Origin of the sequence: Neolewinella persica DSM 23188, assembly GCF_000373105.1 — a bacterium.
Taxonomy (GTDB): Bacteria; Bacteroidota; Bacteroidia; order Chitinophagales; family Saprospiraceae; genus Neolewinella; species Neolewinella persica.
This window is the reverse complement of record NZ_KB890446.1, coordinates 43,767-66,791: the sequence shown is the minus strand read 5'-3', so window position 1 is coordinate 66,791 and position 23,025 is coordinate 43,767. Positions and strand designations below refer to the sequence as shown.

At 53.3% G+C, this 23,025-nt stretch carries 16 protein-coding genes; 2 read left to right on the top strand and 14 right to left on the bottom strand.

Going from position 1 to position 23,025, the window contains the following annotated elements; genetic code table 11:
• Positions 1 to 72: 72 nt before the first annotated feature.
• A complete protein-coding gene (locus B036_RS0119075) occupies positions 73 to 540 on the top strand; it encodes a T9SS type A sorting domain-containing protein (protein WP_455014828.1) in 468 nt (155 codons plus the stop codon).
• Positions 541 to 774: 234 nt separating this feature from the next.
• Positions 775 to 1,884 carry a DUF4407 domain-containing protein gene (locus B036_RS0119070; RefSeq protein WP_020570330.1) on the top strand — a complete coding sequence of 370 codons (1,110 nt, stop codon included), beginning with the start codon at positions 775 to 777 and terminating at the stop codon, positions 1,882 to 1,884.
• Positions 1,885 to 1,888: 4 nt separating this feature from the next.
• On the opposite strand, the gene B036_RS0119065 is transcribed toward B036_RS0119070, so the two are convergent.
• From B036_RS0119065 to B036_RS30100, 14 genes are all read right to left on the bottom strand, one after another.
• Complete coding sequence (locus tag B036_RS0119065) at positions 1,889 to 2,845, bottom strand: DUF4861 family protein (protein WP_020570329.1); 957 nt, start codon at positions 2,843 to 2,845, stop codon at positions 1,889 to 1,891.
• A complete protein-coding gene (locus B036_RS30115; protein ID WP_044103180.1) occupies positions 2,845 to 3,525 on the bottom strand; it encodes an NUDIX hydrolase in 681 nt (226 codons plus the stop codon). The genes B036_RS0119065 and B036_RS30115 overlap by 1 nt, the downstream gene beginning before the upstream one ends.
• Positions 3,526 to 3,538: 13 nt before the next feature.
• A complete protein-coding gene (locus B036_RS0119055) occupies positions 3,539 to 4,303 on the bottom strand; it encodes an SDR family oxidoreductase (protein ID WP_211217420.1) in 765 nt (254 codons plus the stop codon).
• 15 nt (positions 4,304 to 4,318) lie between these two features.
• Entirely contained in the window at positions 4,319 to 5,149 is an 831-nt protein-coding gene (kduI, locus tag B036_RS0119050; protein ID WP_020570326.1) for a 5-dehydro-4-deoxy-D-glucuronate isomerase, read from the bottom strand.
• A 228-nt stretch (positions 5,150 to 5,377) separates the two neighbouring features.
• Complete coding sequence (locus tag B036_RS0119045) at positions 5,378 to 7,309, bottom strand: hypothetical protein (protein ID WP_020570325.1); 1,932 nt, start codon at positions 7,307 to 7,309, stop codon at positions 5,378 to 5,380.
• Between the two features lie 3 nt (positions 7,310 to 7,312).
• Entirely contained in the window at positions 7,313 to 8,566 is a 1,254-nt protein-coding gene (locus B036_RS30110; protein WP_020570324.1) for an alginate lyase family protein, read from the bottom strand.
• 55 nt (positions 8,567 to 8,621) lie between these two features.
• Positions 8,622 to 9,728: a glycoside hydrolase family 88/105 protein gene (locus tag B036_RS0119035; RefSeq protein ID WP_020570323.1), complete on the bottom strand. Its 1,107-nt coding sequence runs from the start codon at positions 9,726 to 9,728 to the stop codon at positions 8,622 to 8,624.
• A 277-nt stretch (positions 9,729 to 10,005) separates the two neighbouring features.
• Positions 10,006 to 10,833, bottom strand: coding sequence for a sulfatase-like hydrolase/transferase (locus B036_RS34175; protein WP_211217419.1), 828 nt, complete (start codon positions 10,831 to 10,833; stop codon positions 10,006 to 10,008).
• Positions 10,824 to 11,714, bottom strand: coding sequence for a sulfatase-like hydrolase/transferase (locus B036_RS34170; protein WP_211217418.1), 891 nt, complete (start codon positions 11,712 to 11,714; stop codon positions 10,824 to 10,826). Before B036_RS34170 ends, B036_RS34175 begins: the two co-directional genes overlap by 10 nt.
• Positions 11,702 to 13,009 carry a sulfatase-like hydrolase/transferase gene (locus tag B036_RS0119025; protein WP_020570322.1) on the bottom strand — a complete coding sequence of 436 codons (1,308 nt, stop codon included), beginning with the start codon at positions 13,007 to 13,009 and terminating at the stop codon, positions 11,702 to 11,704. The genes B036_RS34170 and B036_RS0119025 overlap by 13 nt, the downstream gene beginning before the upstream one ends.
• Before the next feature lie 196 nt (positions 13,010 to 13,205).
• Positions 13,206 to 15,857 (bottom strand): hypothetical protein, encoded by a 2,652-nt coding sequence (locus B036_RS0119020; protein WP_020570321.1) that lies wholly within the window; start codon positions 15,855 to 15,857, stop codon positions 13,206 to 13,208.
• A complete protein-coding gene (locus B036_RS0119015; RefSeq protein WP_020570320.1) occupies positions 15,857 to 18,115 on the bottom strand; it encodes a glycoside hydrolase family 3 N-terminal domain-containing protein in 2,259 nt (752 codons plus the stop codon). Before B036_RS0119015 ends, B036_RS0119020 begins: the two co-directional genes overlap by 1 nt.
• A 34-nt stretch (positions 18,116 to 18,149) precedes the next feature.
• Positions 18,150 to 19,589 (bottom strand): family 43 glycosylhydrolase, encoded by a 1,440-nt coding sequence (locus B036_RS0119010; RefSeq protein ID WP_083926257.1) that lies wholly within the window; start codon positions 19,587 to 19,589, stop codon positions 18,150 to 18,152.
• Between the two features lie 2 nt (positions 19,590 to 19,591).
• Complete coding sequence (locus B036_RS30100; RefSeq protein WP_083926256.1) at positions 19,592 to 23,020, bottom strand: glycosyl hydrolase; 3,429 nt, start codon at positions 23,018 to 23,020, stop codon at positions 19,592 to 19,594.
• Positions 23,021 to 23,025: the final 5 nt, after the last annotated feature.

Genomic DNA, 23,025 nt, shown 5'->3' with positions numbered 1-23,025 from the left:
GCCTTCCAGGGTACCCTGGAGCTGGGCGCTGGCCTGGAGCTGATCGGTGCGACGTACACCGGAGAAGGTGGCATGAACCTGAACCGTGCCGGTGAGGGNATGATCGCCATCGCNCTNCGNGACAACGCCACGGTGAGNCTGGAAGTACGCGCTACGACNAGNGTAACGCTGAGCGANNAGCTGCTCCTGACCGACGCCATTACGGTACGGGAAGGTGTTGGCGCCAACGGTGTGGGTAACGGTCTTGGCCTTGCCTTCAACGGTGAGCTTGCCCCTGCGTCCGCGCAAAACGTGCTGCACCAGAACACGCCCAACCCGGTTCGNACCGAAACGGTNATCCGCTTCGAGCTGGCNGCTGCCGCTCCTGCGACGCTGACGCTGCGNGACGCTGCCGGCCGTCTGATTTCCGTTCGGGAAATCGACGCTGCTGCTGGTTTGAACGTGGTGGAACTGACCAACATCAAGGCTTCCGGCGTACTGACTTACACGCTGACGGCGGGTGAGTTCACCGCTTCTAAGAAGATGGTGGTGGTTAAGTAAACTGCACATACCGGAAGCTCGAAGGTCCCCTCGGGCCGCTTTGAGCGTCCTTGTACCGAAGCCCCGCTGCTCCTTGATGGAGTGGCGGGGCTTTTGTTTTTAATCCGAAATTCCCAAGGCCTGATCGAAAAAAGTGGTTGAAGCGACTGTTACCGGGCAATTTAGAGGTCTGAAATATAATTAAGAGATTTCCTAACAAGCTCTAACGAGTCCACTTCCTTAAAAAACCAATTCATGACATCCCTGAAAGACTTTTTTCTTTTTTGCTCCGGCGCTGACCGTTCTATTCTTGACCGGGTGCCTTCTGACGAAAATAAGTACGTAGGCATTGGCGGTACCATCTTCTTCACCGGGGTACTTGCGACACTGTCGGCTGGCTATGCCTTATACACCATCTTTGATGGCTATTTCGCCGCTATTGTTTTTGGTCTCGTGTGGGGACTAATGATCTTTAACCTGGATCGCTACATTGTGTCCAGTATGAAAAACAAAGGCGGCTTCTTTGGCAATTTTGCCATCGCGCTCCCGCGCCTGGCTATGGCAGTTCTTCTGGCATTGGTTATCTCAAAGCCGCTGGAGCTTAAGATTTTCGAAAAGGAAATTAACGCGGAGCTTATCGTGATGGAGCAGGAAACTTATAAGGAGCAGGAAGACAGGGTGCAGGCTCGCTTTGCTGATAACATCGAGGCTAGTGAGCGGGAGGTTAACAGTATGCAGGTGGAGGTTGATGCTAAGACTTCCGTCCGAAATGAGGCTGCTGCCGCAGCTCTTGCTGAAGCCGATGGTAGCGGAGGTTCTGGTATCCGGAATATGGGTCCGATCTACCGGGCTAAAAAAGCCGCGGCCGAACAGGCTCAGGCAGAACTTGAGGCAACCTTGGCTGACCTGCAACCACAAATCGATGCGAAACGCGCCGATATAACGCAATATCGTGCGGATGCGGCGAGTGCAACGGCTGGCCTGGAGCGAGGAGCCTACGGTGGTATGGCAGCCCGGATTGACGCGCTGGAGCGTTTAGCAAGCCGAAGCGATGCTATCTGGTTCGCCAGTATATTCATTACGCTACTCTTTATAGCCATCGAAACGGCGCCGATCTTTACCAAGCTTATCTCACCAAGTAGCCCTTATGATAATTTGCTCAACGAGCACGAGCATGTATACGCAATGGCGGCAAAGGAAACAATGACCGAACGTGGAAACAACGTAAAAAACAGGCTACGCCTGCACACTGAGGTAGGCATCTATCAAACTACGGCTGATATTGCTGCGAAAAAGGCTGAGATCGACGCAACCTTACGACGCCACCGGGAGTCACTTGGGGAGCGTGGGTTCGGCCTAGGATAATGGTTCACCTGATTACTGCAAGAAATGCTTCCCGCTGCTGGAATTCGGGATGTCCCGGGGCCCAGCCAGCGGTGAAGTTGTAAGATATTGGGGTTGAGTTCTTCAACGGCATCCGGACGTAGTACGTTGAGGAAACGGGTTGGGCATCCGGAGCAAGTTCACCGTGACCGAGGTGATCTTTCGCATCCAGCGAAAGGCCCAAACCTAAGTAATGGTCTAACTCGGCTTGTGGGCCGTGTGTATAGGCAATGAAGCGTCCATCTCTCTCTGTAGTGTACAACGTATCGCTGTGCAGGTTAACGATGCCAGCTAGTAATTCTTCACCTCCGGTAAGACCGGTTGCCGTGACCGTAGCGGTATAGTGATGCGTACCAGCTTCAATGGCGAAGTGCCAGGTTAGGTTAATGTTCCGGCCGGCAACTTGCCAGTCTTTGTACATTACCTGAAAGGCAGATCGGGTAGGGGTATCTTCCACGATGGTGACGGTTTCTTCTCCAGTATCTCCAAGCCGGTAAATGCTGTCGCCAATCATCATTGCAATGGCTCCGGCCCCCAGGGAATTACCAACTTTGAGCACATCCATACCCCAGTCCGACATTTCATGGTAGGTATTTCTGTCTAATCCCACGGTGTCTAGTACGAGGTCCCGAACCTTTTTGCCGTGTACGTCGATGCCGTTGCGCTTGTCGAAGTACATCCGAAAACCAACGTTTTCATTTTCCCAGGCTGGGCCTTCATTTTGGTAAAGTGCGGGAAGGATCTGCTCGATGTGATCCGCTGCCCGGGTAAAACTTTTGCCGGGGATGAACTCGTTGTCGGCGTTTCGCTTTGCCAGTCGAATGTTCGTTTTGTCCAATACTTCAATGGTTGTCTCTTGCTCAGTAGGAGCTGGTTCACAACTGGGTAGCAGTAGGGCGAGGCCGCAGGTGCAGAGAAAGGAACAAAGCGCAAGGTTTCTCATCAGAGATGGTTTTCAAGTTTGGTATCGTCTACCCGATAGAGTTCAGGACCGCCCTTTACCCCGGCCTTCTTCTCCTCAGTATTGATCAGGAAATCGTAGGCTAGGATTTTTCTCCGGAAATTCCGGCGGTCGAGGTCTTCTCCGATGATGGCCTCGTATACTTCCTGAGCTTCCTTGAGGGTAAAGGTGTTGGGCAATAGCTGAAAAGCAAGGGGTGATTGTTGTAATTCCTGCTGTAGTGCCTGGTAGGCGTCTGCCAGCAGCTGACTATGATCATAGCCCAGTTGGGGAACCTCATCCAGTTTACACCAGCGGGCGTCGTCAAGGTATTTTTGTGCGTTAGGAGTGTGGTCTTCCGGACGGACAAGCGCATAGAAACAGGTGGTAACTACACGTCGGACGGGGTGCCGCTTGGGCGAACTGTACGTACCTACCTGTCTGATTGGAATACCTTCGACGTTCACCAGTTCCCGGAGCAGCCGGCTGGCGGTTTGCTCCAGGGTCTCATCATCAGACATTGCTCCACCGGGCAAACACCAATGTCCCGCAAAGGGGGCCACTGCCCGACGGACAATCAATACGCGAAGGGCATCGTCTGAGAAGCCGAAAATAGCACAGTCTGCCGTGATGGCGTAAGAATGGCTTTCGGTAGTTACTCTGGTGGTGTTGTACAGATTCATGGCTAAAAATCGTTTATCGTCCCATCCAACCACCATCTACCAGCAGCACAGCGCCACTTACGTAATTAGCAGCCTCACTGGCAAGAAAAACGGTTGGACCTTTAAAATCCTCCGGTTCACCCCACCGGCCGGCGGGAATTCTGCCCAGAATGGAAGCACTCCGCTCTGCGTTCTCCCGCAAAGCCTCGGTATTATCGGTCGCAATATACCCCGGAGCGATGGCATTTACCTGAACACCTTTACCCGCCCATTCGTTGGATAGGGCCATAGTAAGCTGACCAATGGCGCCCTTAGAGGCTGCATAGCCTGGTACCGTGATACCACCCTGGAAAGTGAGCAAGGATGCCGTAAAGATTATTTTGCCCTTTCCGCGAGCTACCATGTCTCGGCCAAACTCCCGGGCAAGAATAAACTGTGCGGATTGGTTGACCTCGATTACTTGGTCCCAGTACTCATCAGAATGCGTAGCCGCTGGTTCCCTCAGGATGGTCCCGGCATTGTTAACCAGGATGTCCGGAATGCCGTGCTCCGTTTTAACCTTTTCAATAAAGGCTTTTAGTGCAGGGCGATCACTGAAATCACACTGGTAGGCAGCGAAGGAACGGCCAAGAGCCGTTACCGCTTTTTCAATAGCAGAGCCGCTTAGCTCCAAACTGGCGGATACGCCAATGATGTCAGCTCCGGCTTCGGCCAGACCCACGGCCATAGCAAAACCAATACCACGTTTGCATCCGGTAACCAGTGCTGTTTTACCCTTAAGGCTGAAATTGTCGAGAATCATTTGATAAGGTTATTAACGTACAGAATCGAGCGAAGCAGCATCCATGTCGGTAAAGGCTTGGTTCTCTCCCGCCATTCCCCAAACAAAGCGATAAGCACTGGTGCCGGCACCACTGTGAATACTCCAGGGAGGAGAGATGACTGCTTCGAAATTACGGACGGCAATATGGCGGGTTTCATCCGGTTTACCCATGAAGTGCATGACTAATTCATCATCTGTTATATCAAAATACAGGTATACTTCCATTCTTCGCTCGTGGGTGTGCGGAGGGAACGTGTTCCAGATGTTTCCCGGCAGTAACTCAGTGAAGCCCATAACCAGTTGACAGCTTTGAATACCGTCTTCATGGATGTATTGAAACAGTACCCGTTTGTTGGCATGTTCCTGATCTCCCAGGTCTACGCGATTAGCTTCTGCCTGAGTTGCTTTTGTGGTAGGGTAGGCACGGTGTGCAGGAGCAGAATTCAGGTAGAACTTTGCTGGCTCCGTTGGGGAATCACTTGTGAACGTTACGGACTCAGTACCCCTGGATACGTACAAACAATCAAAGTGGGCCAGGGCATACACCTCACCGTCAACGTGGACTTTTCCAGCGGCACCAAGATTAAGAATGCCCAACTCACGTCGCTGTAGGAAAAAATCTGCTCTCAGGTCCTCATCATTAGGTAAAGAAATACCTTCGGATGTTGGGATGACACCACCAAATATGAAACGATCGTAATGGCTGTAAACAAACTTTATTGCTCCAGCTTTAAACAAACCTTTCGCCAGGAACTCGTCTCTGGTCTGATCAGTAGTAAACGTTTTAAAGTGGTCAAAATGGACTCCATATCGGGTATGCATGACAAATATTTTGTATTGTGTCAAATGTACACAGAAAAAACTGGACACCTCCTTTTGTGGCTTAAAACTTTGCCAATTAGTCAAACGATTGTTGACGGCATTAGTCACGGCTTGATTAACCGAATTTTGCACCTGCGTTCGCGCCTGATAATTATGCGCTTGTTGGGGTCTTTACTTTAGACCTGCAGGAATTTCGCAAGGTACTAAATTTTCAGGTTCAAACATACTTTAGGGCTTGTCGATGAAGGAGATTTGACAAATGACCTGATCCATAAAACCGGGAGGGATTTCAATTGAAAACGGAACCGCCTCCACCCCCGGTACCATATTAAATACCCTGTTGTGTTTACTGTTCCTGGTGGATATGGGCAGATTAGCCTCAAACGTCAACTCACCGTTTGGCTTCGAAATACTATAGCGCTGCTCCGTACGGCGGGTCAACAGCTCGTCTGAAGCGGAGAGGAGAGGAATAACGAGAAAAATGGGCGCGTCCGGTCCTGGATTATTACTCTTCAGCAGCCGGATGCTAACCCGATCTTTCGTTATCCGGTAATCGAGTGTAAATGGAAGTACTCCCGCTACCGGCGATTGCTCATTATTGTCTTTGAGGAGTCCCTGTGCCGTTACTGTGATCTCTTCACCGTCATCTGCTGTACTGACTTTTGCCTGGAGGTCAAACAAGTTCGTATACCATCCACCATGCATGTATTCTAACCTCGGAGTAAGCGCAAAGTCTTCGCCATCAGGATCCTCTTGCTGATTGAACCGCTCTACCATTTGGTAATTGGCCATGCTAGCGGCCAGTAACGGGCCGGCCTTTTTGTGGTAAAGCATGGTCATGCTTCCACCGGACCCCTGGAGCGCATGTTTTTTGTACACGAAGTCGTAGGTAGAGACCGTCGCTCGCCACGGTCCTCTGGCCAGTAGCCAGACATCGATTTCGGGAAAATGCTTAATACCACTGTCCATGCTGCGGGGTAGGGGAGCAATGGTGTTCTCCAATTGCTCCGGTAATTTCATGTCCAGCAAATACGCCAACGGCTTCGCGTGGCAAAAAGTATGATGAATACAGGGAGGCAGATCGTGTGTTTCAAAGTGCAACCCGCCATAAATAAGGCCGTTTTTGGCAGTGCATTTAGCCAGTAATTCTGTGGTTCGGACGGCTGCGGTTGCGAAGGCCGGGTTCCGGTCCACCATCATCGCAAAGGCTGGCTGGCTGCCGTCTGTCGTCCGGCTGCCCCAGTACGACCATTTATACTGCCGGGTTCCCCAGCTGTTGTCCCAACCACCGTCCGGCAGCATAAATTCGAGGTGACTCTCCAGCGATTTTTCCAGTAATCCCAACAACGCTTCGTCCTGCTCCCGCAGGGCGTACAGCACAATGCCGTTCAAAGATTCTTCCACATTGTAACCTAGGTCAACGGCGGACAAGCCTTTATTGCTGACGGCATCGCTCGGTTTCCCCTCGCCAAAGAGCAGGGCATTGGGTTTGGTAAAAAAGGCGCTGGCACCGGTGGCTAGTTTTCGGCTACGTTGGGTAAACTCAGGCCGATCCAATACTTCGCCCAGCAGGTGTAGACAATAAATTCCGGTAAATCCGTAGTTGATGTTGGTAAAGGTGAGGTCGAAGGCCCGGTAAACGTACTCTCCGGCTTTGCTCAATCTTTCCATCCATTGCTGGCGGAGTTCCGCAGGAAGGACATGACCGTGAAAGTGTAAAGCTTCTCCCAGGGCAATGGCGCCAAAAACGGAAATACCCCGCCATGTTTTTGGGTCTGGGACGACGGTCCAGCTGCCGTCTTCCTGAGATACGTTATGCTCCGCCCATTCCATTACACGGATGGCCCCAGTCAGAAACTTATCCTGTCCGGTCGTTGCCGCCAGGTGGAGGAAAGGGTAAACGGCATCCATACACCTGCCATGGATGTGGGTACAGGCAGGACAGCTCAACGCGCCGTGCCTGGTCAGGTCATCCGGGGAATCAATTTGCCTGGCTAGCATGCCTTCTCCCCAGGTCATCAATAGATCCTGACACAGATCGGTAAATCCTTGTGCACTTGCGGAGGAGTTGTTGTCACCGGGGCTGGTACAAGCGCCAAGGCCCCAACTCAGGCCGGCAGAGGCGAGGAGTGATTGCTGAAGAAATTGGCGTCTAAACATGTCTTATGAACTTGGACAGTGGTAAAGCAGAAGGGAGCGGTCCGTCGTGTTGAGGTCTTCCCCGGTTACTAATTCACAAAATTCGGAGATGTCCATGATGGCCCCGGTTTCGTAAAACAGGTGGCGGGCTTTCGCTTTGGCATTGTCCATGGAGCCGAGTTGCTCGTAGGCCCATTCTTTGTCGGTAAATGCGTACGGCTTCAGGTAAGCGTAGGCCTCAGTTAGTCCGGCACCATGCGCAGGTCGATAGTTCCACAAGTCAACGCCAAGTTGCTGGCCGTGGTAGGCCAGTCTGGTCAGGCTGCGGAGGTTCATGATGCTGTAGGTGAGCGATTTTGTTCGCTCGAGTTCGTGAGGTTGGGAACCGTCGGCTGCAAGGTGGGCGGTAATCCTTTTTTCTCGGGCGGTCTCCAGAATTTTCCGGGCTTCCTCCTCCCGCCCTAAATGCCGGAGTAGTACAACGACTTGCACGTCGTACCAGCTGCCATGGTTATTGTGCCACTCCCTTTCTGCGATGCCCATCTCACTGGTCATGAGCCAATCGACGAATGCTGTAAGCCACTCGTTCAATTCGGTGGCTGCTTCATCGGGTAATTGCTTGTTTAGCTCAAGGAGTTCCATACCAGTGACGGCGCTCCCCAAAGCGATAGTTTCGATAATACCGATGCCCCGCCCTGTGTTGATGCCGGGAATCCCTTGTCCGAAATTCAGGTTAGGGTTCATACGGGTTTCCGGATTTAGAAACCAGGTGTTTAACTGGGCCAGCGCACGCGCTGCGTACTTTTCTTCGTCGGAAAAGAAGGCTGCCAGGGCCAGCGTATTGATGTTGTCGAACGCGGCATCCTTAGAGGGCTCGTCCACATTGTTTCCCCGGGTCATGGGGTTCACCTCTCCGTCCCTGCGGATCCAGGGCAGACCATCAGGCTTCGTAGTGTCTGGCCACCAGTAGGGCCCCAGGCTCAGGTAATCGTGCTTATCACCGCTTGCTGGCACCGTAGTCTTGTCGGTTACGGCGTATAGGCGATCAGCGAGGGCCGTGTCTGCATCCCGTAACAATGCCTCGTAGGCTGGCAGGTACTGTTGGTCTCCCGCTTGTATGGCGGCCTTAACCTTAAGTAGGGTAGAGAGGTCCAGATTGGTTAATCCGGCAGCCGTTAGCGGCTCCGCCGCTGAATCATCGACGGAGGAAACTGGTGGCTCCGTACCGCACGCAAACAGGAGGGCCGTCCCAAGTAGCCCGATAAAAAGTAATCGCATGATGTACTGGTTTTTTAGGTAGCCAAACGTTCACTCCGCCAGCCCGCCAGGTTTATTATTTCATTTTCCGCACTTCACTACCTGCCATTAAAAAGGCACCGGTACCAAAGTTCTGCCAGCTTTCAGAAGAGGCGGGCTTGGGGTCGTAGCCGATATTTTGGACCCAGGTCACTTTACCGTCGGCTTGCTGGATTTCCGTCAGGGCTTTCCAGGCTTTCTTGACTACTGGGCCGTATTCACCCTTGTCCAGGATGCCATTATTAATGCCCCATGCCAGGGCGAAGGTGTAAAAACCGGTGCCACTCGTTTCACCGTGGTCCCAGGCTTCTGGTTCCAGCAGGCTCACGCGCCACATGCCGTCTTTTGGCTGGATTTCCTTGAGTTTCGCGGCCATCTCTTTGTAGAGCTTGAGGTAGAAAGGACGGTGTTCGAAGTTCTGAGGGAGTTCTTCCAGCATCATGGCCAATCCGCCGATGACCCAACCGTTTCCACGGCTCCAGAAGATTTTCTTGCCGTTACCGCCTTTTTGGTCTTCGGCTGATCCGGTCCAGACGAAGCGGGTGTCGCGGGCAAAGAGGTGCTCTTCCTGGTCGTAGAGCAGGTCGTAGGTTTCCAGGTAGAACTTGTGCATTTGTTGCAGGTAGCGGCGGTCATTTTTAAGGTTCGACCACTTCACCAGCACTGGTGGAGCCATGAAAAGGGCGTCGCACCACCACCAGAGAATTTCTTCCTTAACGCTCTTGTCTCCCTCTTTCCACTTATGGTTTTTGTAAAGGTGATCTTCGATCCACCTGGCGGTCGGTTCACGATTTACCACACCGGGTTTGTACTCATCCAGCGTTAGATAGGAGTAGGAAATTGCTACGTCGTCGGCGTGGAAAAACCGTTCCCAGGTTTTCCAATCGGTCCGGTTGCCCATATCTTCGATGGCTTGCAGGAAAACGGGGTTTTTCGTGGATTCATAAGCGCGTGCCACCCCGGTGTAGTAGGCGCCATTCGTCCAGTCGGTAGGGTCTTTGGCAAAGATGGGGTTGGCTTCCTGCCACTGCAAAGCCTTTACCATGGCGGTTTCTATATCACCGCTTCCGTTTTTAGGGGCGCTGGCGCAGGATGCAATAAAAAGAACAAGAAGCAAGGGGAGTGTAAACTGATGGATTTTCATTAGTGCATGATTTTTTGAGGTAATGAGAAGCTTTCCTCCGGCGGGCTTCCGGAAGGATAGTGGCTGCGTAATTGCCACCGTGGCGTTTTAGTATTTGAGGTAAAAAGACCTAAGCTGTGCCGCCATTTACGGAATAGATCGCTCGCCGGTCAAATATAAATCTTTTACCGTGTCCAATATACACAGAATATTTGCTTTCATAACTTTTCAAGGTTATTTGCCAGGAAAATTTCATCCTGCCTGTAGTGGCGGGGCCTGATTTACGAAACAGCTGAATTCACCGGTTAGCCCTGGCCTTCTGCTCGACAAAGTAAGGCTGAAAAGTGTAGGAAGATTTCGGATCCCAGGCAGCATTTGCTTCAGGTAACTCAGCTTTTAATTTGGCTTTTTCCTTTTCGTAATCCGGATTGTTGGCCTGGTTGGTAAACTCATCCGGGTCATCTTGATGATCGTAGAATTCTTCACCACCGTCTTCATACCTGATGTACCGGAACCGGTCTGACTTCACCGCATGGTTATTCATCCCGAAGGTGGTAATGGCGAGGTGGGGATCTGCTTCGCGCTTGCCCTGCATTAACGGAACCAGGCTCCTGCCTTCATTTCGTTCATACGCCGGTAGCCCGCATAAGTCCAGTAGCGTTGGGTAAATGGAGAGCATCTCTGCCGCCTGACCAATTACCTTTCCTCCGGGGAGGTTAGGCGCAGCGAAGAGTAGCGGTGCTTTAGTAGCCGCATCCCAAAGCGCATGTTTGGCAAACGTACTTTTTTCCCCCAGCCGGTAGCCGTGGTCAGACCACAGTACGATCACCGTGTTGTTCGCATGTGGACTTTCTTCCAGCGCTTCCAGTAAACGGCCAATTTCGTAATCCACAAAACTGATACAAGCCAGGTACGCCTGCATGATTTTCGGCCACTCTCCGCTTTCAATGGCCCAATCCGTCGCAGGCATCATTGGGAGGTCGTTAATCTGCAGGGCTACCGGTGGGACATCGTTTAAGTCATCTGCCCGGTAAGGCATGGTCTTTATACTGTCCAATGGGTGCAGATCAAACCACTTTTGCGGGACGTAAAGCGGAACATGAACCCGAAGAAAGCCTACACCCAAAAAAATGGTTTATCGTATTCCCGGTACAGACGTTTCATTGCCCAGTCTACCGACTGGTGGTCAGGCATCAGGGAGTCGACCTCGGGGTAAGCGCCCCAGTCTGTGCTGGTTCTGCCGTAGCGCGTCCGGTCCGATGAACCATAGCCGTCCCATACAAACCGTTTCGGAGGTACCGGGCCAAAGCCGTTTACCCTGCCTCCGGACTCATCGAATACGCCATCGGGTGCATGCTTATGGAACAGTTTACCGATGCCCATGGTATGGTATCCGTTGTTTCGGAAATATTCGGGTAGCAGAACGATGTCTTTCGTCGCTGGGTTATCCGAGCGGATTTCATTGTCTGGGATCATGCCGTAAATCCCGGTAGTGGACGGGCGCAGCCCCGTCATGATCGATGCCCGTGATGGGCCGCAAAGCGGCGCCTGGCAATGGGCATTAGAAAAAAGTACCCCCCTTGCCGCCAGACGATCAAGGTTAGGCGTCTTGGCACCGTAAGCGCCGTTGAGGCTGCCGAGCAGGTTGTTCAGGTCGTCAACGGCCAGGAACAGGACGTTGGGAGGTGCCGTTGTGCCAGATGTAGGGCCATCTGCTGTCTCCCCACACGAACTAAGGACCGTCAGGCAGAGTAGCAGTAGGCATTGGGCAAGACCAGCTTTTACTAGTACGCTAATGCGCGAAGTAGAAACAGACACGTCGGCCAAGCGAAAGCTGGCACTTTGTCCACAAGACTTCCCCCCCGCGGACAAATCTCTTCGTACCGGCTTACGTTGGACCGCTTCACCCAACAACGCGTGACGACAAGTTGAGGTCTTGCTCGCCGCTACTTTACAGCCAGAATCTTTCAGGACCTCTTGGTTTAAGTTAGCGTTTAATGTTCCCATGAAGCTTCGATTTTTTTATTCAATGCTTCAACGATCTCCGGGTACTGATCTGCCAGATTTTTTTGCTCAAACGGATCTTTAGTCAGGTCGAACAACTGTACAGATTCGCCTGGTTTGTTTTCTTTGTCAGGCACGATCAGCTTATAAGGATCAGTAATGGCCATTCGGTAAAACAAGCTATTGTCAATGGTGCTGAAGTCATGGGCATAGATCTCACCAAATACGGCTTCTCGCTGCTTCAGGGCAGTTTCGTCCATCACGTTGATGCCGTCCAGGCCATCCGGCTGTTCCATTCCCAGTAAACCCAGTATCGTTGGTACTATATCCAAACTGCTGGCGAGGGAATGAGGATTGAATTCAGGCTTTATTTTGCCCTCCCACTTGAACATGATGGGCGTTCGCATGCCGTAATCGTAAGGCGACCGTTTTGAATTTTCGTTGTAGCTGGGATCATCTTCCCGCTGTACCCACCCATTATCACAAACGTAAACGAACAAGGTGTTTTCAGACGCCCCTTTCTTGTCAATATAATCCATCAGTTCGCCGCAGGTCTGGTCGAACCATTCACACATCGCCCAGTACTTGGCTACGTATTCGCTGGGAGCCTTAGGTAAATATTTTTGGAACAGGCTATCTGGCGGATTATGTGGCCGGTGGGGTAGGAAAGGAGCATACCACAAAAAGAACGGTTGCTCTTCTTCCATCGCAAGATCGATGTAGTTAAACAGGGTATCCATCCCGTTTCGTCCAATTTCTAATCCGTAATCACCGTGTCTTCCACCTCTGTCCGGATCACCGTGGGTCATCCCCAGATCAAAGCCACCGTTGGCGTAATTGCCCAACCACCATTTGCCGGTTTGAAAAGAAAGGTAGCCTTTCTCCTTCAACATTTTGGGTAGCGTATTTAACTGTTTAAAATTATCGATAACCGGAGCGTAGTTGTCGGCTCTGAGACGCTTACTGTCCTCTGGGGCATCGGTTGGAAGTACCCGGTCATTCCCCAACACCTGGTGCTGCCGGGGATACGATCCCGTGATAATGGAAGCGAGGGAAGGCGCACAAAGCGAGGTTGGAACATAGCTACGAACAAACGTGAGCCCCCCGTAGGCAAGCTTGTCCAGACGTGGGGTTTCAATATGATCGTGCCCCATAAAGCCATAGTCCGTCCAGGCTTGATCGTCGGAAATTATGAGCACAATGTTGGGCATTTCCTCCGTCACTTCCTTCTCCCCGACACTTTTGTTCTTTTCTCCGCAAGCGGTGAAAGACAACAGGGCCAAGGCTGACAGTAGCATTGAAAAACTTAATCCCAAAACACTTTTAGTAGAGATTGAAGGGAGCTGATAGCGTTTCATTAAGCTGGATTTATTGGTTGATGAATAAGGCTGATTTCGGAGGCACTTCCTTATTTAGAGGCGAGGCCGCAGGATGCAAAGCGCTGGACGTAAAGCAGAGAAAAGAACAGCAGAGATGCTTCGCATAGCAGCTGAATTATTTTGGAATATAAAGTGTTTCCGGCTCGCCGGATTTGCCGAAGTAGAGCGGTTTTGACGTGGAGACTATTGGTTCCTGGTTACTAAGGTCAAGGAATGCGGAGATTGTCTTGCCGCCCGCCGGGCGGACGCTGTCTTCTCCAATGGTTAACCTATGTCCTTCGCCTATGTATACAGATTGGAATCCTCCGGACGGGGTTAGCGTTACCACAGCATAGCGTCCCTGGAAACTCAGGTTGTAGTTAGGAAGATTAACTTCCTTGTCCGGGTCAGTAGGCATTAATACAAGTTGGGTGATTTGGCCAGCCCTTTCATTGCTCCTCACAATCATTCCCTGGCACCCGCGGTCGCGCAAAATAGCCTCTACGGAAATTATGCTGTTCCTGCCATCCGTGACCGGCTCATATACCGCCGCAAAGGGCGAATCCCAGGCAGATCCTTCCTGCCTGATCACCAGCGTCGGTGCACGTTTTTTGCGGTAGCCCTCTGGCCCTTCGGTCAGTGGGGGAGAAGTTGCGGTGGTGAAGGTCCGGGAATCAACGACGGGAAGGTGGGCCCACATCTCCACGGGCTCCGGCCCAAGACTATCCGCCACGAAGATGGCCAGGGCATCATAGGCGTATTTGTAAGAGGTTTCCACGTCTTCAAAGTAGTGCCAGCCCGGCTGTCGGTAAGCCCGGTTTTGTCGCCACGCTGCTTCAGCATTCGCCCGATACCGTTCTGGCGTTGGCGATCGGTTGATGTCTCCGTCCCCGTCCATCAGGTAATACCGATCTCCGACATTGCGGTAAATGTAGTCGTGGTATTGCTCCGGTAAATCAGAATGCGACCGGAACAGGTCGACGTAGTAGCCGGTAGAGTCTGACGTTCGGACGATGCCCAGCGTTCGTTCCTGTTTGGCTTCCGCACCATCGCCCACCGTATCCCGGAACGCTGAAGTGGTAAAGCTGAAGTTTGGGGAAACCGGCTTTGCGCCAGGCGTTGGCTCCGCTGCCAGCCGCCGGACCCGGTCGGTCCCAAGGTTCACCCAGCCATCGTCCGAGGTTGTTTTGCCGTTGACGATGACCGTGTTATTACTGGCGAAGATCCGGTAGTAATTCTCGTGAATATCCGTCCGGTACCTGGTCCGTCCACCCTTGCTCCCAAGTACAAAGCCTTTACCGAACAACTCCATACTCATGCCCGTGGCGTGGCCGTGTACGTAGGCGCCACCACCAACGAAGCCCATTAGCCCGTCCTCCGCTTTACCGGAAGGGGAGAGGTTCCGTTGCAGCGTAATACCGGCGAAGGGTAATGCTGCCGTTACGGGCAAAGGGTACTCACCGGCCTGGCTGGTAACCTCGGCTGCGTACCACAGTAGTTTGGTTGGCTCAACGTACATCGTGGCACCATAATTCCGTTCCTCGCTCAGGGTGAAACGGCGGTAATCTCCGCTGTTGACGGAATGATTGAGGAGCGGGCCGAACACTTTCAGCAGCTCCGGGTCTTCCTCCCGTAGCCCCAGGTGGTAGGCCATTTCGTAGCCGTTCAGGTTGGGGTGGTACTCCCGGTGCCCGTCGCCGTGCAGGATCGTTTCCTTGCCGCCGGGGTAAGTGAAATAATAGGCTTCGGGAAGTGCGGCCACCACCTGCGGGTATTGGTGTACGAGTTTTGACGCCGGATCATGGTGAGACATCAGGGAGAACAGATAGGTCAAAATTCCAGCCACATGTTGTGAGTAGCCAAAGCTCTCGGGCCAGCTACCGCCGTTTGCATCGTAGAAGGCGCCGATCTTGGGCAGCGCGTCCTGGCGGGAGGTGTTTTCCAAGAGGAAGTACCTCAGGTACTTTGTCCGCTCGGCCGGGTTACTCAGGGCCAGGGCATTGCCCACCAGGCTGGAGGCCTCGAGGATCGGCCAGTTACAATCGGTAATGCCCCGGTTAATGGCCAGTTCGGCGTAAGTGCGGAAAACTTCCTCGGCTACGGTGAAGTTGAACGCGACCCGCGACTGCTTTGCTACGTCAAAAACTTTTCCTCCCCGGGCCAGCCAGGGTTGTACGAAGTCGTAGATGATGGGGATTTGAGCACTGATTTCCCGCGCTTCGCGCAGGTGATCGAGGGTGTAAACCCAGCCGGCATTTTGGGAGGTATCATCCAGCGGTAGTTGCCGGATAGCCTGCACGAAGGTGTGTAGCACGTCGGAGGCATAGCGGGCATAACGGTCGTCTTCCGTGAGGAAGAAAAGTACGCCGCAGTCGATAGCGGTTTGGAGTTGATGATACATCCGGTTCTGCTCCCCGCGGTCTGTACCGTCAAAACCCGTATAGGTTTTGAAGGGCGGGATCATCCCCGCTTGTGCGTTCTCCCACCGCAGGGGTAATTGCCGGAAATAGGCTGACGGATCCCGCTCCCAGGCAGCCATATCTTCCGCTACTCTGGTGGTAAAGGCAGCGTAGTAGTTGGCGACCACTTTGTTCCCGGCGATTTTGGCGAGGATGGCCGTCCGCTCCTCCGGGCGGACCCAGATGTGGGGACGTTGCTCGCCCATCACTTTTTTCTGCACCTGCGTTCGCGCCTTATTCGCTCCACTCGTATAGACAAACGTATTACAGCTTGGGAAGAGAATCACTAAGCAATTTAAAACAACCACGATGATCATTTTCTTTCCCATTACTCAACGATTAATCGAAACTCAACGGCCTCACCCTCCACTGAGGAGGTACCCAACAACACCGTGTAGTCACCCGTCTCCAGGCCTTTTTTCATATCAAGGCGGGTAAATTCGAGCATCTCCGGTTTGATCGTAAAGGAAACGGTCCTGGTCTCTTCAGGGGCAAGCAGTATTTTTTGGAAGCCCTTTAACTCTTTCTCCGGTCGGGTTACGCTACCGATCTCGTCGGTGAGGTACAACTGAACGACCTCTTTGCCCGCAATTTTACCGGAGTTGGTTACATCGACGCTGACCGTCAACTCGGCTGAACCGGACATGGTTGGCGCCGATATCTTCGCGTTGGCGTAGTTGAATTGGGTGTAACTCAGCCCGTGACCAAAGGGATACAAAGGTCCGTTTTCCATAAACAGGTAGCCCTTTTTATTATTGATCCGCTTCCCGCTGTAGTGGAAGGGTAATTGGCCGATGCTGCGCGGCACCGTGTTGGGGCATTTACCACTCGGGTTAGTGTCACCAAAAATTATTTTGGCCATCGCCTCGTCGCCGAACTCACTCAGGTCCCAACCGTCCAGAATGGCATCGGCGTGCTCGTCGAAGCCATTGATGGAAAGCGTCCGGCGGTGGGTGAATACCACGATTGTCGGCTTACCAAGGGCTTTGATGCGGCGGAGGAGCTCGTCCTGCGGCCCCACTGGTTCGATGGTCGCCCGGTCGCCCAGCGCGTTGTTGAAAAAACCTTCTTTTGAAGTATGCTCATCTCCGCCAAGGAAAAGGATATTTACGTCGGCCGTTTCGGCGATCTCTATCAGCTGCTGTATGCTTTCGTCGGTTTCCATGTTTACTTTCGGTACCGCCGGCTGCTCGTCGGTCAGCTTGAAGCCTTGTGCTGCCACGAAATCAAGACCAGGAGCAATTTTTTGAAACTGAGTAAGGGTTGACTCGCGAAGTACCGGCCCCAGCAGGGCCACCCGTTTACCGGCCATTTTGGTGATCGGCAGGGTATTGTTCTCGTTCTTCAACAAAACGATTGATTCTTCGTCCGCCTCCCGGGCCAGGGCCAGAGAGGAGGATTTCCTGACCCGTCGCTCCGTCTCCCGAACATCCACGTAGGGATTTTCGAACAGGCCGAGGATCATTTTCGTCCGAAGTACCCGCCCGGCGGAACGGTCGATCAGGGAAACGATTGCTGGTTTTTCTTTGGCGAGACGTGGCAAGAGTGCATAGGCATCGTCGGCATAAAGGTCAACGTCCATCCCCGCCGTGAGGCCGAGTAAGGCGGCTGCGTCGGCAGATTCCGCCACACCCATGAAGTAGAAGAGTCGGCCAATATCATTGGCGTCAGAGACGGTGTAGCCCTGGAAGCCCCACTGATCGCGCAGCACTTCGGTCAGCAGCCAGGGATTGGCGTGACTGGCGACACCGTTGAGGTCACCGTGGCTGGCCATGATGCCGAGGGTGCGTGCTTCTTTCACCGCCGCCTCGAAGGGCGGGAATATTTCGTCGATCAAAGTCCGCTCACTGATCTCAATGGCGGCGAAGTTGGTGCCACCCAGGACCTGTCCGTAACCAGCAAAGTGCTTGGCCACGGCGCCAATATGGGTGCCGTTCCCCAGCCCGTCGTAGTTGCCCTGCACGCCGGTGATGGCGGCCACCACGTTCTCTTTCACCAGGTAAGTGTCTTCACCAAAAGCCTCGCTCATCCGCCCGAAGCGTGGGTCGCGAACTACATCCGCCTCCGGACTGTGGCACATGTGCATGCCGCGCAAACGAGCCTCGTTGCCGACCACCAGCCACTGCCGGTGCGTCAACTCTGTGTTGAAACTGGCTGCCGAAGTGATTGGCCGGCCAAATTTGGTACAGCCCGTTGCATCGACACCATTGTAAGACTCGGTGACAAATAGCGCAGGGATACCGAGACGATTGTTCTCGATGATGTATTTCTGCAGGGCGTTATTACCCTTTGCTGCTGCAATGGGCGAGTTGTGTTCTCCAGGGTTCTTGATGCCGGCAATACCGATTTTCAGGCGGTCTTTGACATCGTCGCTCAGGGATAGTACACCTTTCTCATCGATCTCAATTCCTTTGTTTGCGTGGAATATCCGCATCTGCATCACCTTTTCTTCAACGGTCATTTTGCCGAGGAGGTCCACTACGCGCTCGTCAATGGAATACCTGGTGTCTTGGTAGATCTGGGTAGCTTGTTGGGCGCAAGCAGTGAAACTCAGTAGGAGTAGAAAAAGGGTAGCAAATCTTGTCATATCGTGGTGTCTTTAGGGGCAAAGCCCCTCGTCCTTATTTGAAGCTAAATCCATCAAACCGCAGGTCCCCCTGTCCCAGCCGGTGAAATTCAAAATATAGATCTTCGGTATCGGACAGATTTTTCAGGGGAAGGGCCACGAATTGGTAGCCTTTGTCGAGTGGCTTAAGCTCGAAACCAGTGGTTGCCAGCAGCATACCACCTTTGTCTTTACGACGCACGTCGACCCGGAAGCTTCCTCCGGAAGTTGAACCAAATTTTAAGGTCAGCTGATTCATCTTGCTGATTACCATAATTTTAGGAAAGATGAGTGACCCGGATTGTTGCATCAGGACCATCCGGAAACCAGTCTCGGTATCCTGTTCTTTGCGCATACCTTCCACTGCGAAGTATTCCTCTGCAGGGATGACACCCGTATTTGCCGGGTGCCAGCCCACGCCTACGCCGTCCACCCGGATGTTGGCCATCGTCCCGTCGTTATTGTAGTGCACGTAGCTGATGAAGGCGTCGCGGAACCACCGGTTCCCGGTCTGGCTGATGTCGCAGTAGGTGTAGTACCACTGACCGTGCCACTCAAAGAAGTTGCCATGTCGGCCTTGCTTGTAACCGTTGGGCCAGGTTGGGGAGTCGTAGCCGGGGGCGAAGCTGTCGTCGTCCAATAGGCAACCCTGGTATTCGTAGGGGCCGTAAAGGTCATCGGCCATGGCGTAGAAGCAGCCCCAACTGAGGTAGTATTTGCGGCCGCGTTTGTGCAGGTAGGCTTTGTCGTCAGTTTTGCCGGCGCCGTAGGGGCCGACGTTGCGGTCCAATGCTAGTTTTCTGGGCTCCTCTGCCAGGCTCATCATGTCCTCGCCGAGTCGGGCGATGTAGTAATCCCAGACGCCGAAAATGATCCAGTGTTCGCCGTTTTCTTCGAAGATGGCCATGTCGTATTCGTCGGTCGGGGTCAGCGCCTCGGTCAGCAACGGTTTGCCGAGTTTGTCGGTCCAGGGGCCGGTGGGAGTTGGTCCTTCAACGACACCGGTTTGCTGGTTGCCTTCGGAGAAATACCAGTAGTACTTTCCGTTTTTGTACCCCACATCCGTAGCCCAACAGCGGTCAAAGTTGCCACCGATGTAAGTGTCTTCGGGTTTTAAAACGCTGCGCTTAGTCCAGTTTACCAGGTCGGGTGAAGACCAGATCCACCAGTCTTCCATTGTGAATTTGGTGTTGTCCGCGCTCTTGTCGTGGCTGGCGTAGACGTAGGCGGTATCGTTGAAAATATGGATGTGCGGGTCGTTCAGGCCCTGACTGGGAACTATGGGGTTTTGGGCGGAGAGTGTTGTAGTACTTACCACCAACAGAATAAATATCCTGACTCGCTGGCCTGGGCGGAAGGAACATCCTGACTCGTCCGCCGAGTGGTTAAGCTGTCCACTCGTCCGCCGAGCCAGGCGCTGCAAGGCTCGTCGGACGAGTTCAATTTGGTCTCTCATAATCATTCTTTTTCAGGCGCGGCTGCAGGTGCAAGGCGAAGCAATTGAGCAGGCACCAACCGCACCGGCCCCAATAGGCCGGAAGGCACCAGCGGATCATCCTTACGGAAAAAATCTGCCGTAGAGAACGTCGCCCTTGGTCCGGCTGGCATCGGCTGATTGGCCGTATACCATTCCACCATCGGCTTGGTAACGTTGTTGCCGTTGCGGTAGCGTTCAATTTGGTAACCGTTTGATTGGTCCGGGTAGCGCTCGTCACCAATCAGGCGGTTGTTCCACTGGTTGGTGACGGCGATCTCCAGCTTATTGGTTCCGGGCTGAAGGTAGTCCGTTACGTCAACGGTGAAGGGGGGGCACCACAAAGTGCGTACGCTTTTACCATTAATCCGGACTTCAGCAGCAATGCTGACCGCTCCTAAGTCCAGGGTAAGCCGACGATCCTTACCAAAATATACTTCGGAGACCTCCACCGTCGTCGTGTAAGTCGCCGTGCCGGAGAAGTAACGAACGGAGTCCAGCGGGTGATCTTTCCAGTCGGTAAGCCTGGTCATGGTTTGGTTGCCACCGTAGCCGCCGGCGACGTCGAAGTCTACCGACCATGATGCTAGAACCGGTAACGGAGCGGGCAAGTCCGCCTGTGGGTACTTCCGGGTTGCATCCTGAATCAAATAGTACTTTTCGGGAGAAGTAGCTACGAGGTGCGGCGCCTTATCTTTCCCAATAATAATTGAAGAGTGGGGCACTACGTATTCAATCATGGTGTTGACATCAGTATTTTTTTGGCGAAATACTACGAAGATGGATTCTCCTGCACCTAATTCAATTTGTGTGTAAGTTCCCCACCAAACATTAGAATTGGTATTGAACATCGCCGATTTCACGATCTCTCCGGTAACGGCGTTCCAAAATTCGGGAATTTTATTTGTAACCCGAAATGTGTAGGAGCCGTAAACGGAACTATCCCCAGGGTTATGGATGAAGTAAATATCTGTTTCTCCGTCACGCCGATGGATGTACTCCAAAGCCGTCGTATCCTGACTGATGAAGTCAGCTTCCAGCCCGGCTTCTGTTAAAAGGTCTTCGGGTAACATGCTTTCCTTTACGGTAGGCTTTGACCAGGTTAATTCGACTAACTGCTCAAATTCTGTTAGGTCGACAGCGCTATTCCGGTAGCCCATCAACTCCTCAGGGCGTTTACCTATAATGAGAACTCCCACCTCGGCCAGCTCCTTAATTTTGCGTAAAGTAGCCAACGTCATTGTCCGGCTATTCTCCAGCATCAGGATATGGTACTTGGTTCCCTCAGGAAGTTTCATTGCACCCGCGTCCGCGCCCAATCGATTCTGCAAAACTTCATCGTTCACACAGTCATAATTCACGTACCACGGCAAGCCCAGTTCTTCCCGGGTAATGTACCCATTAGGCGAGCCATCCCCCACAAACACCAGCACGTCTGACACCGGGACGCCCTGCCGCAGCAGGTACTGCCCGCGGGCGATGTACTCGCAAAAAGCCTTACCCGCGTTGTTCCACCAGGTCTGCGTCCGGTCAAAGTGGGTGCCCCATTTATTCATCGTCATGCCGGGCGTGACGTGGGTGTTGGCCTGGTGTGCAAAGCGGTGGAAGACGTATTCGTTGAACCCCCGCGTCCAGTTTAGGTCATTGTCGGCCTTCATCTCCGCCGGGTGAATACCCCAGTTGCCCGCCCAGTCGAAGGCTGAGAATGCTTCGGCCGAGACGATGTTCTTGCCGTACGTCCGCGCCGATGAAACCGCGCTTCCGAACCTTCCCGTCGGCCGCTTGAGCCAAAACTCACCCATTGGGATGTCGGCCCGGCCACCAGCTGCCAGGTTATTCAGCGGGCCACCGCCGTAGGGTTCCACGTAGGTTTTTAGTCCGTCGGCATGCGCGAGCTCGGTGAAGTAGCCGTAGTAGTTATCGTTGAGCAGCCGGGCGTATAGGTTGCGCAGGTCGCGTTGTACCCGCTCGGCGTCTTCGGTTCTCCCGATCAGCCTACCGGCGAACAGCGGTAGATAGGGTTTGACGTCGTAGCCGTACTCCGCTCGAAAGGTGTCTCTAAAACCCTGCGTCCAGTTCTGACCGCCCACTTCGTAGCTGTCTATTTCGACATAGCCAACACTGCCCACTGGGCTGGCCTTCACAACTTTACCAACGTAGGCTTCGTAATGAACTTTAAGTGGCGCGCGACGGAATTTATCGGCCTCCAGCCCAGTACCCGCCGCAGAAGCGGGGATATTGACCGCTCCGGTGGAGGTGTGGCCAAAGCGCATGATCGTCCACATGCCTTTCGGTAGCTTTTTCTTCAGTATCCCGTCCGCATTGACGTGGTCTGTCAGATCAATTACCTCCTCCGGCTTGATGGCTACTCCGGGTGAGGGCTCCGGCAGCGGTTTCAGTTCTCGATCTTCGATACGGGACAGAGAAGTGCGGTCCAGCCAATCCTCCATCAATGGAAAAGAGCCGAGGCTGATCTCCCGCAGGTCAACGCTGCGATCGGTCACGATGCGGAAGTGGCGGCCGGTGATACCTTCAGACGTGAAACCTACGGCGTATTCGTGTTTGCCGGTGGTTCTCAGCCGAAGGTTGTCCGCTATTATCCAGGTTTTTCCATCCCTGGAAAACTCTAACCGCAGGTTAGGTCTGCCGTCAGCGAGAAGATAAACGGAACGCAAGGTGAAGGGTTCTTCGTAGCTGAAACGAACCCAGGCTTCTTCTCCTGTCGGGACTTTGAGTGGAGTCGAGGCTTCATGCAGCCCGTCGGTAATGATCCTGATGTTGGTGCTCGGGTCGGAAGCAGTGATGGCTGCCTGTGATTGTTGACCGGCTATTTCTGCCTGGGTGGCCGGCCAGGCCAGCGTAGCGATGTCTTCGTAGAAACCGGCGGTGACGGGTGGCTGTGGCAACTGCACATTAACTCTCCTTCCCTCCACGATCGTGTCCGCCCAAACCACCATCTTCATCGAGTTCTCCGGCGTATTCCACGGTCCTCCGCTGCTGCTCCAGCCGTCGCAGTTGTGCAGGCCGAAGGTGAGGCCCAGGCGTTGGCATTCGGCGGCGGCGTGAGCCATGATCGCCGTATGCTCATCGGAGTTGAACTTCACCTTGCCCACGGGGATGCCCTGCGTCACGTTGAAGACCAGTACGCCGCCGAGGCCGACTTCAGCAATGGCCTCCAGGTCCTTGGTCATGCCTTCGGCCGACATGTTCTCGCTCATCACGTGGAGCCAGGTTTTGGGGCGGAATTCGGGGGGCGGGTTTTGGAAGCCTTCTTCGATGGATTGGGCGGAGAGCAGGCCGGCCAGCAGTATGATAGTGAATAGTGCTACGAATTTGTTCCACGGCACTTGTGCCGGAACGTTGATTAGCCGGCATAAGTGCCGGGGAGCAAATAGCCACATGTTGTGTCTCATCGTAG

Bases quoted from the DNA above. Each gene is read 5' to 3' on its own strand.
- B036_RS0119070 (WP_020570330.1), top strand. From the start codon at position 775: ATGACATCCCTGAAAGACTTTTTTCTTTTTTGCTCCGGCGCTGACCGT.
- B036_RS0119065 (WP_020570329.1), bottom strand. From the start codon at position 2,845: ATGAGAAACCTTGCGCTTTGTTCCTTTCTCTGCACCTGCGGCCTCGCC.
- B036_RS30115 (WP_044103180.1), bottom strand. From the start codon at position 3,525: ATGAATCTGTACAACACCACCAGAGTAACTACCGAAAGCCATTCTTAC.
- kduI (WP_020570326.1), bottom strand. From the start codon at position 5,149: ATGCATACCCGATATGGAGTCCATTTTGACCACTTTAAAACGTTTACT.
- B036_RS0119045 (WP_020570325.1), bottom strand. From the start codon at position 7,309: ATGTTTAGACGCCAATTTCTTCAGCAATCACTCCTCGCCTCTGCCGGC.
- B036_RS30110 (WP_020570324.1), bottom strand. From the start codon at position 8,566: ATGCGATTACTTTTTATCGGGCTACTTGGGACGGCCCTCCTGTTTGCG.
- B036_RS0119035 (WP_020570323.1), bottom strand. From the start codon at position 9,728: ATGAAAATCCATCAGTTTACACTCCCCTTGCTTCTTGTTCTTTTTATT.
- B036_RS34170 (WP_211217418.1), bottom strand. From the start codon at position 11,714: ATGGGAACATTAAACGCTAACTTAAACCAAGAGGTCCTGAAAGATTCT.
- B036_RS0119025 (WP_020570322.1), bottom strand. From the start codon at position 13,009: ATGCTACTGTCAGCCTTGGCCCTGTTGTCTTTCACCGCTTGCGGAGAA.
- B036_RS0119020 (WP_020570321.1), bottom strand. From the start codon at position 15,857: ATGGGAAAGAAAATGATCATCGTGGTTGTTTTAAATTGCTTAGTGATT.
- B036_RS0119015 (WP_020570320.1), bottom strand. From the start codon at position 18,115: ATGACAAGATTTGCTACCCTTTTTCTACTCCTACTGAGTTTCACTGCT.
- B036_RS0119010 (WP_083926257.1), bottom strand. From the start codon at position 19,589: ATGAGAGACCAAATTGAACTCGTCCGACGAGCCTTGCAGCGCCTGGCT.
- B036_RS30100 (WP_083926256.1), bottom strand. From the start codon at position 23,020: ATGAGACACAACATGTGGCTATTTGCTCCCCGGCACTTATGCCGGCTA.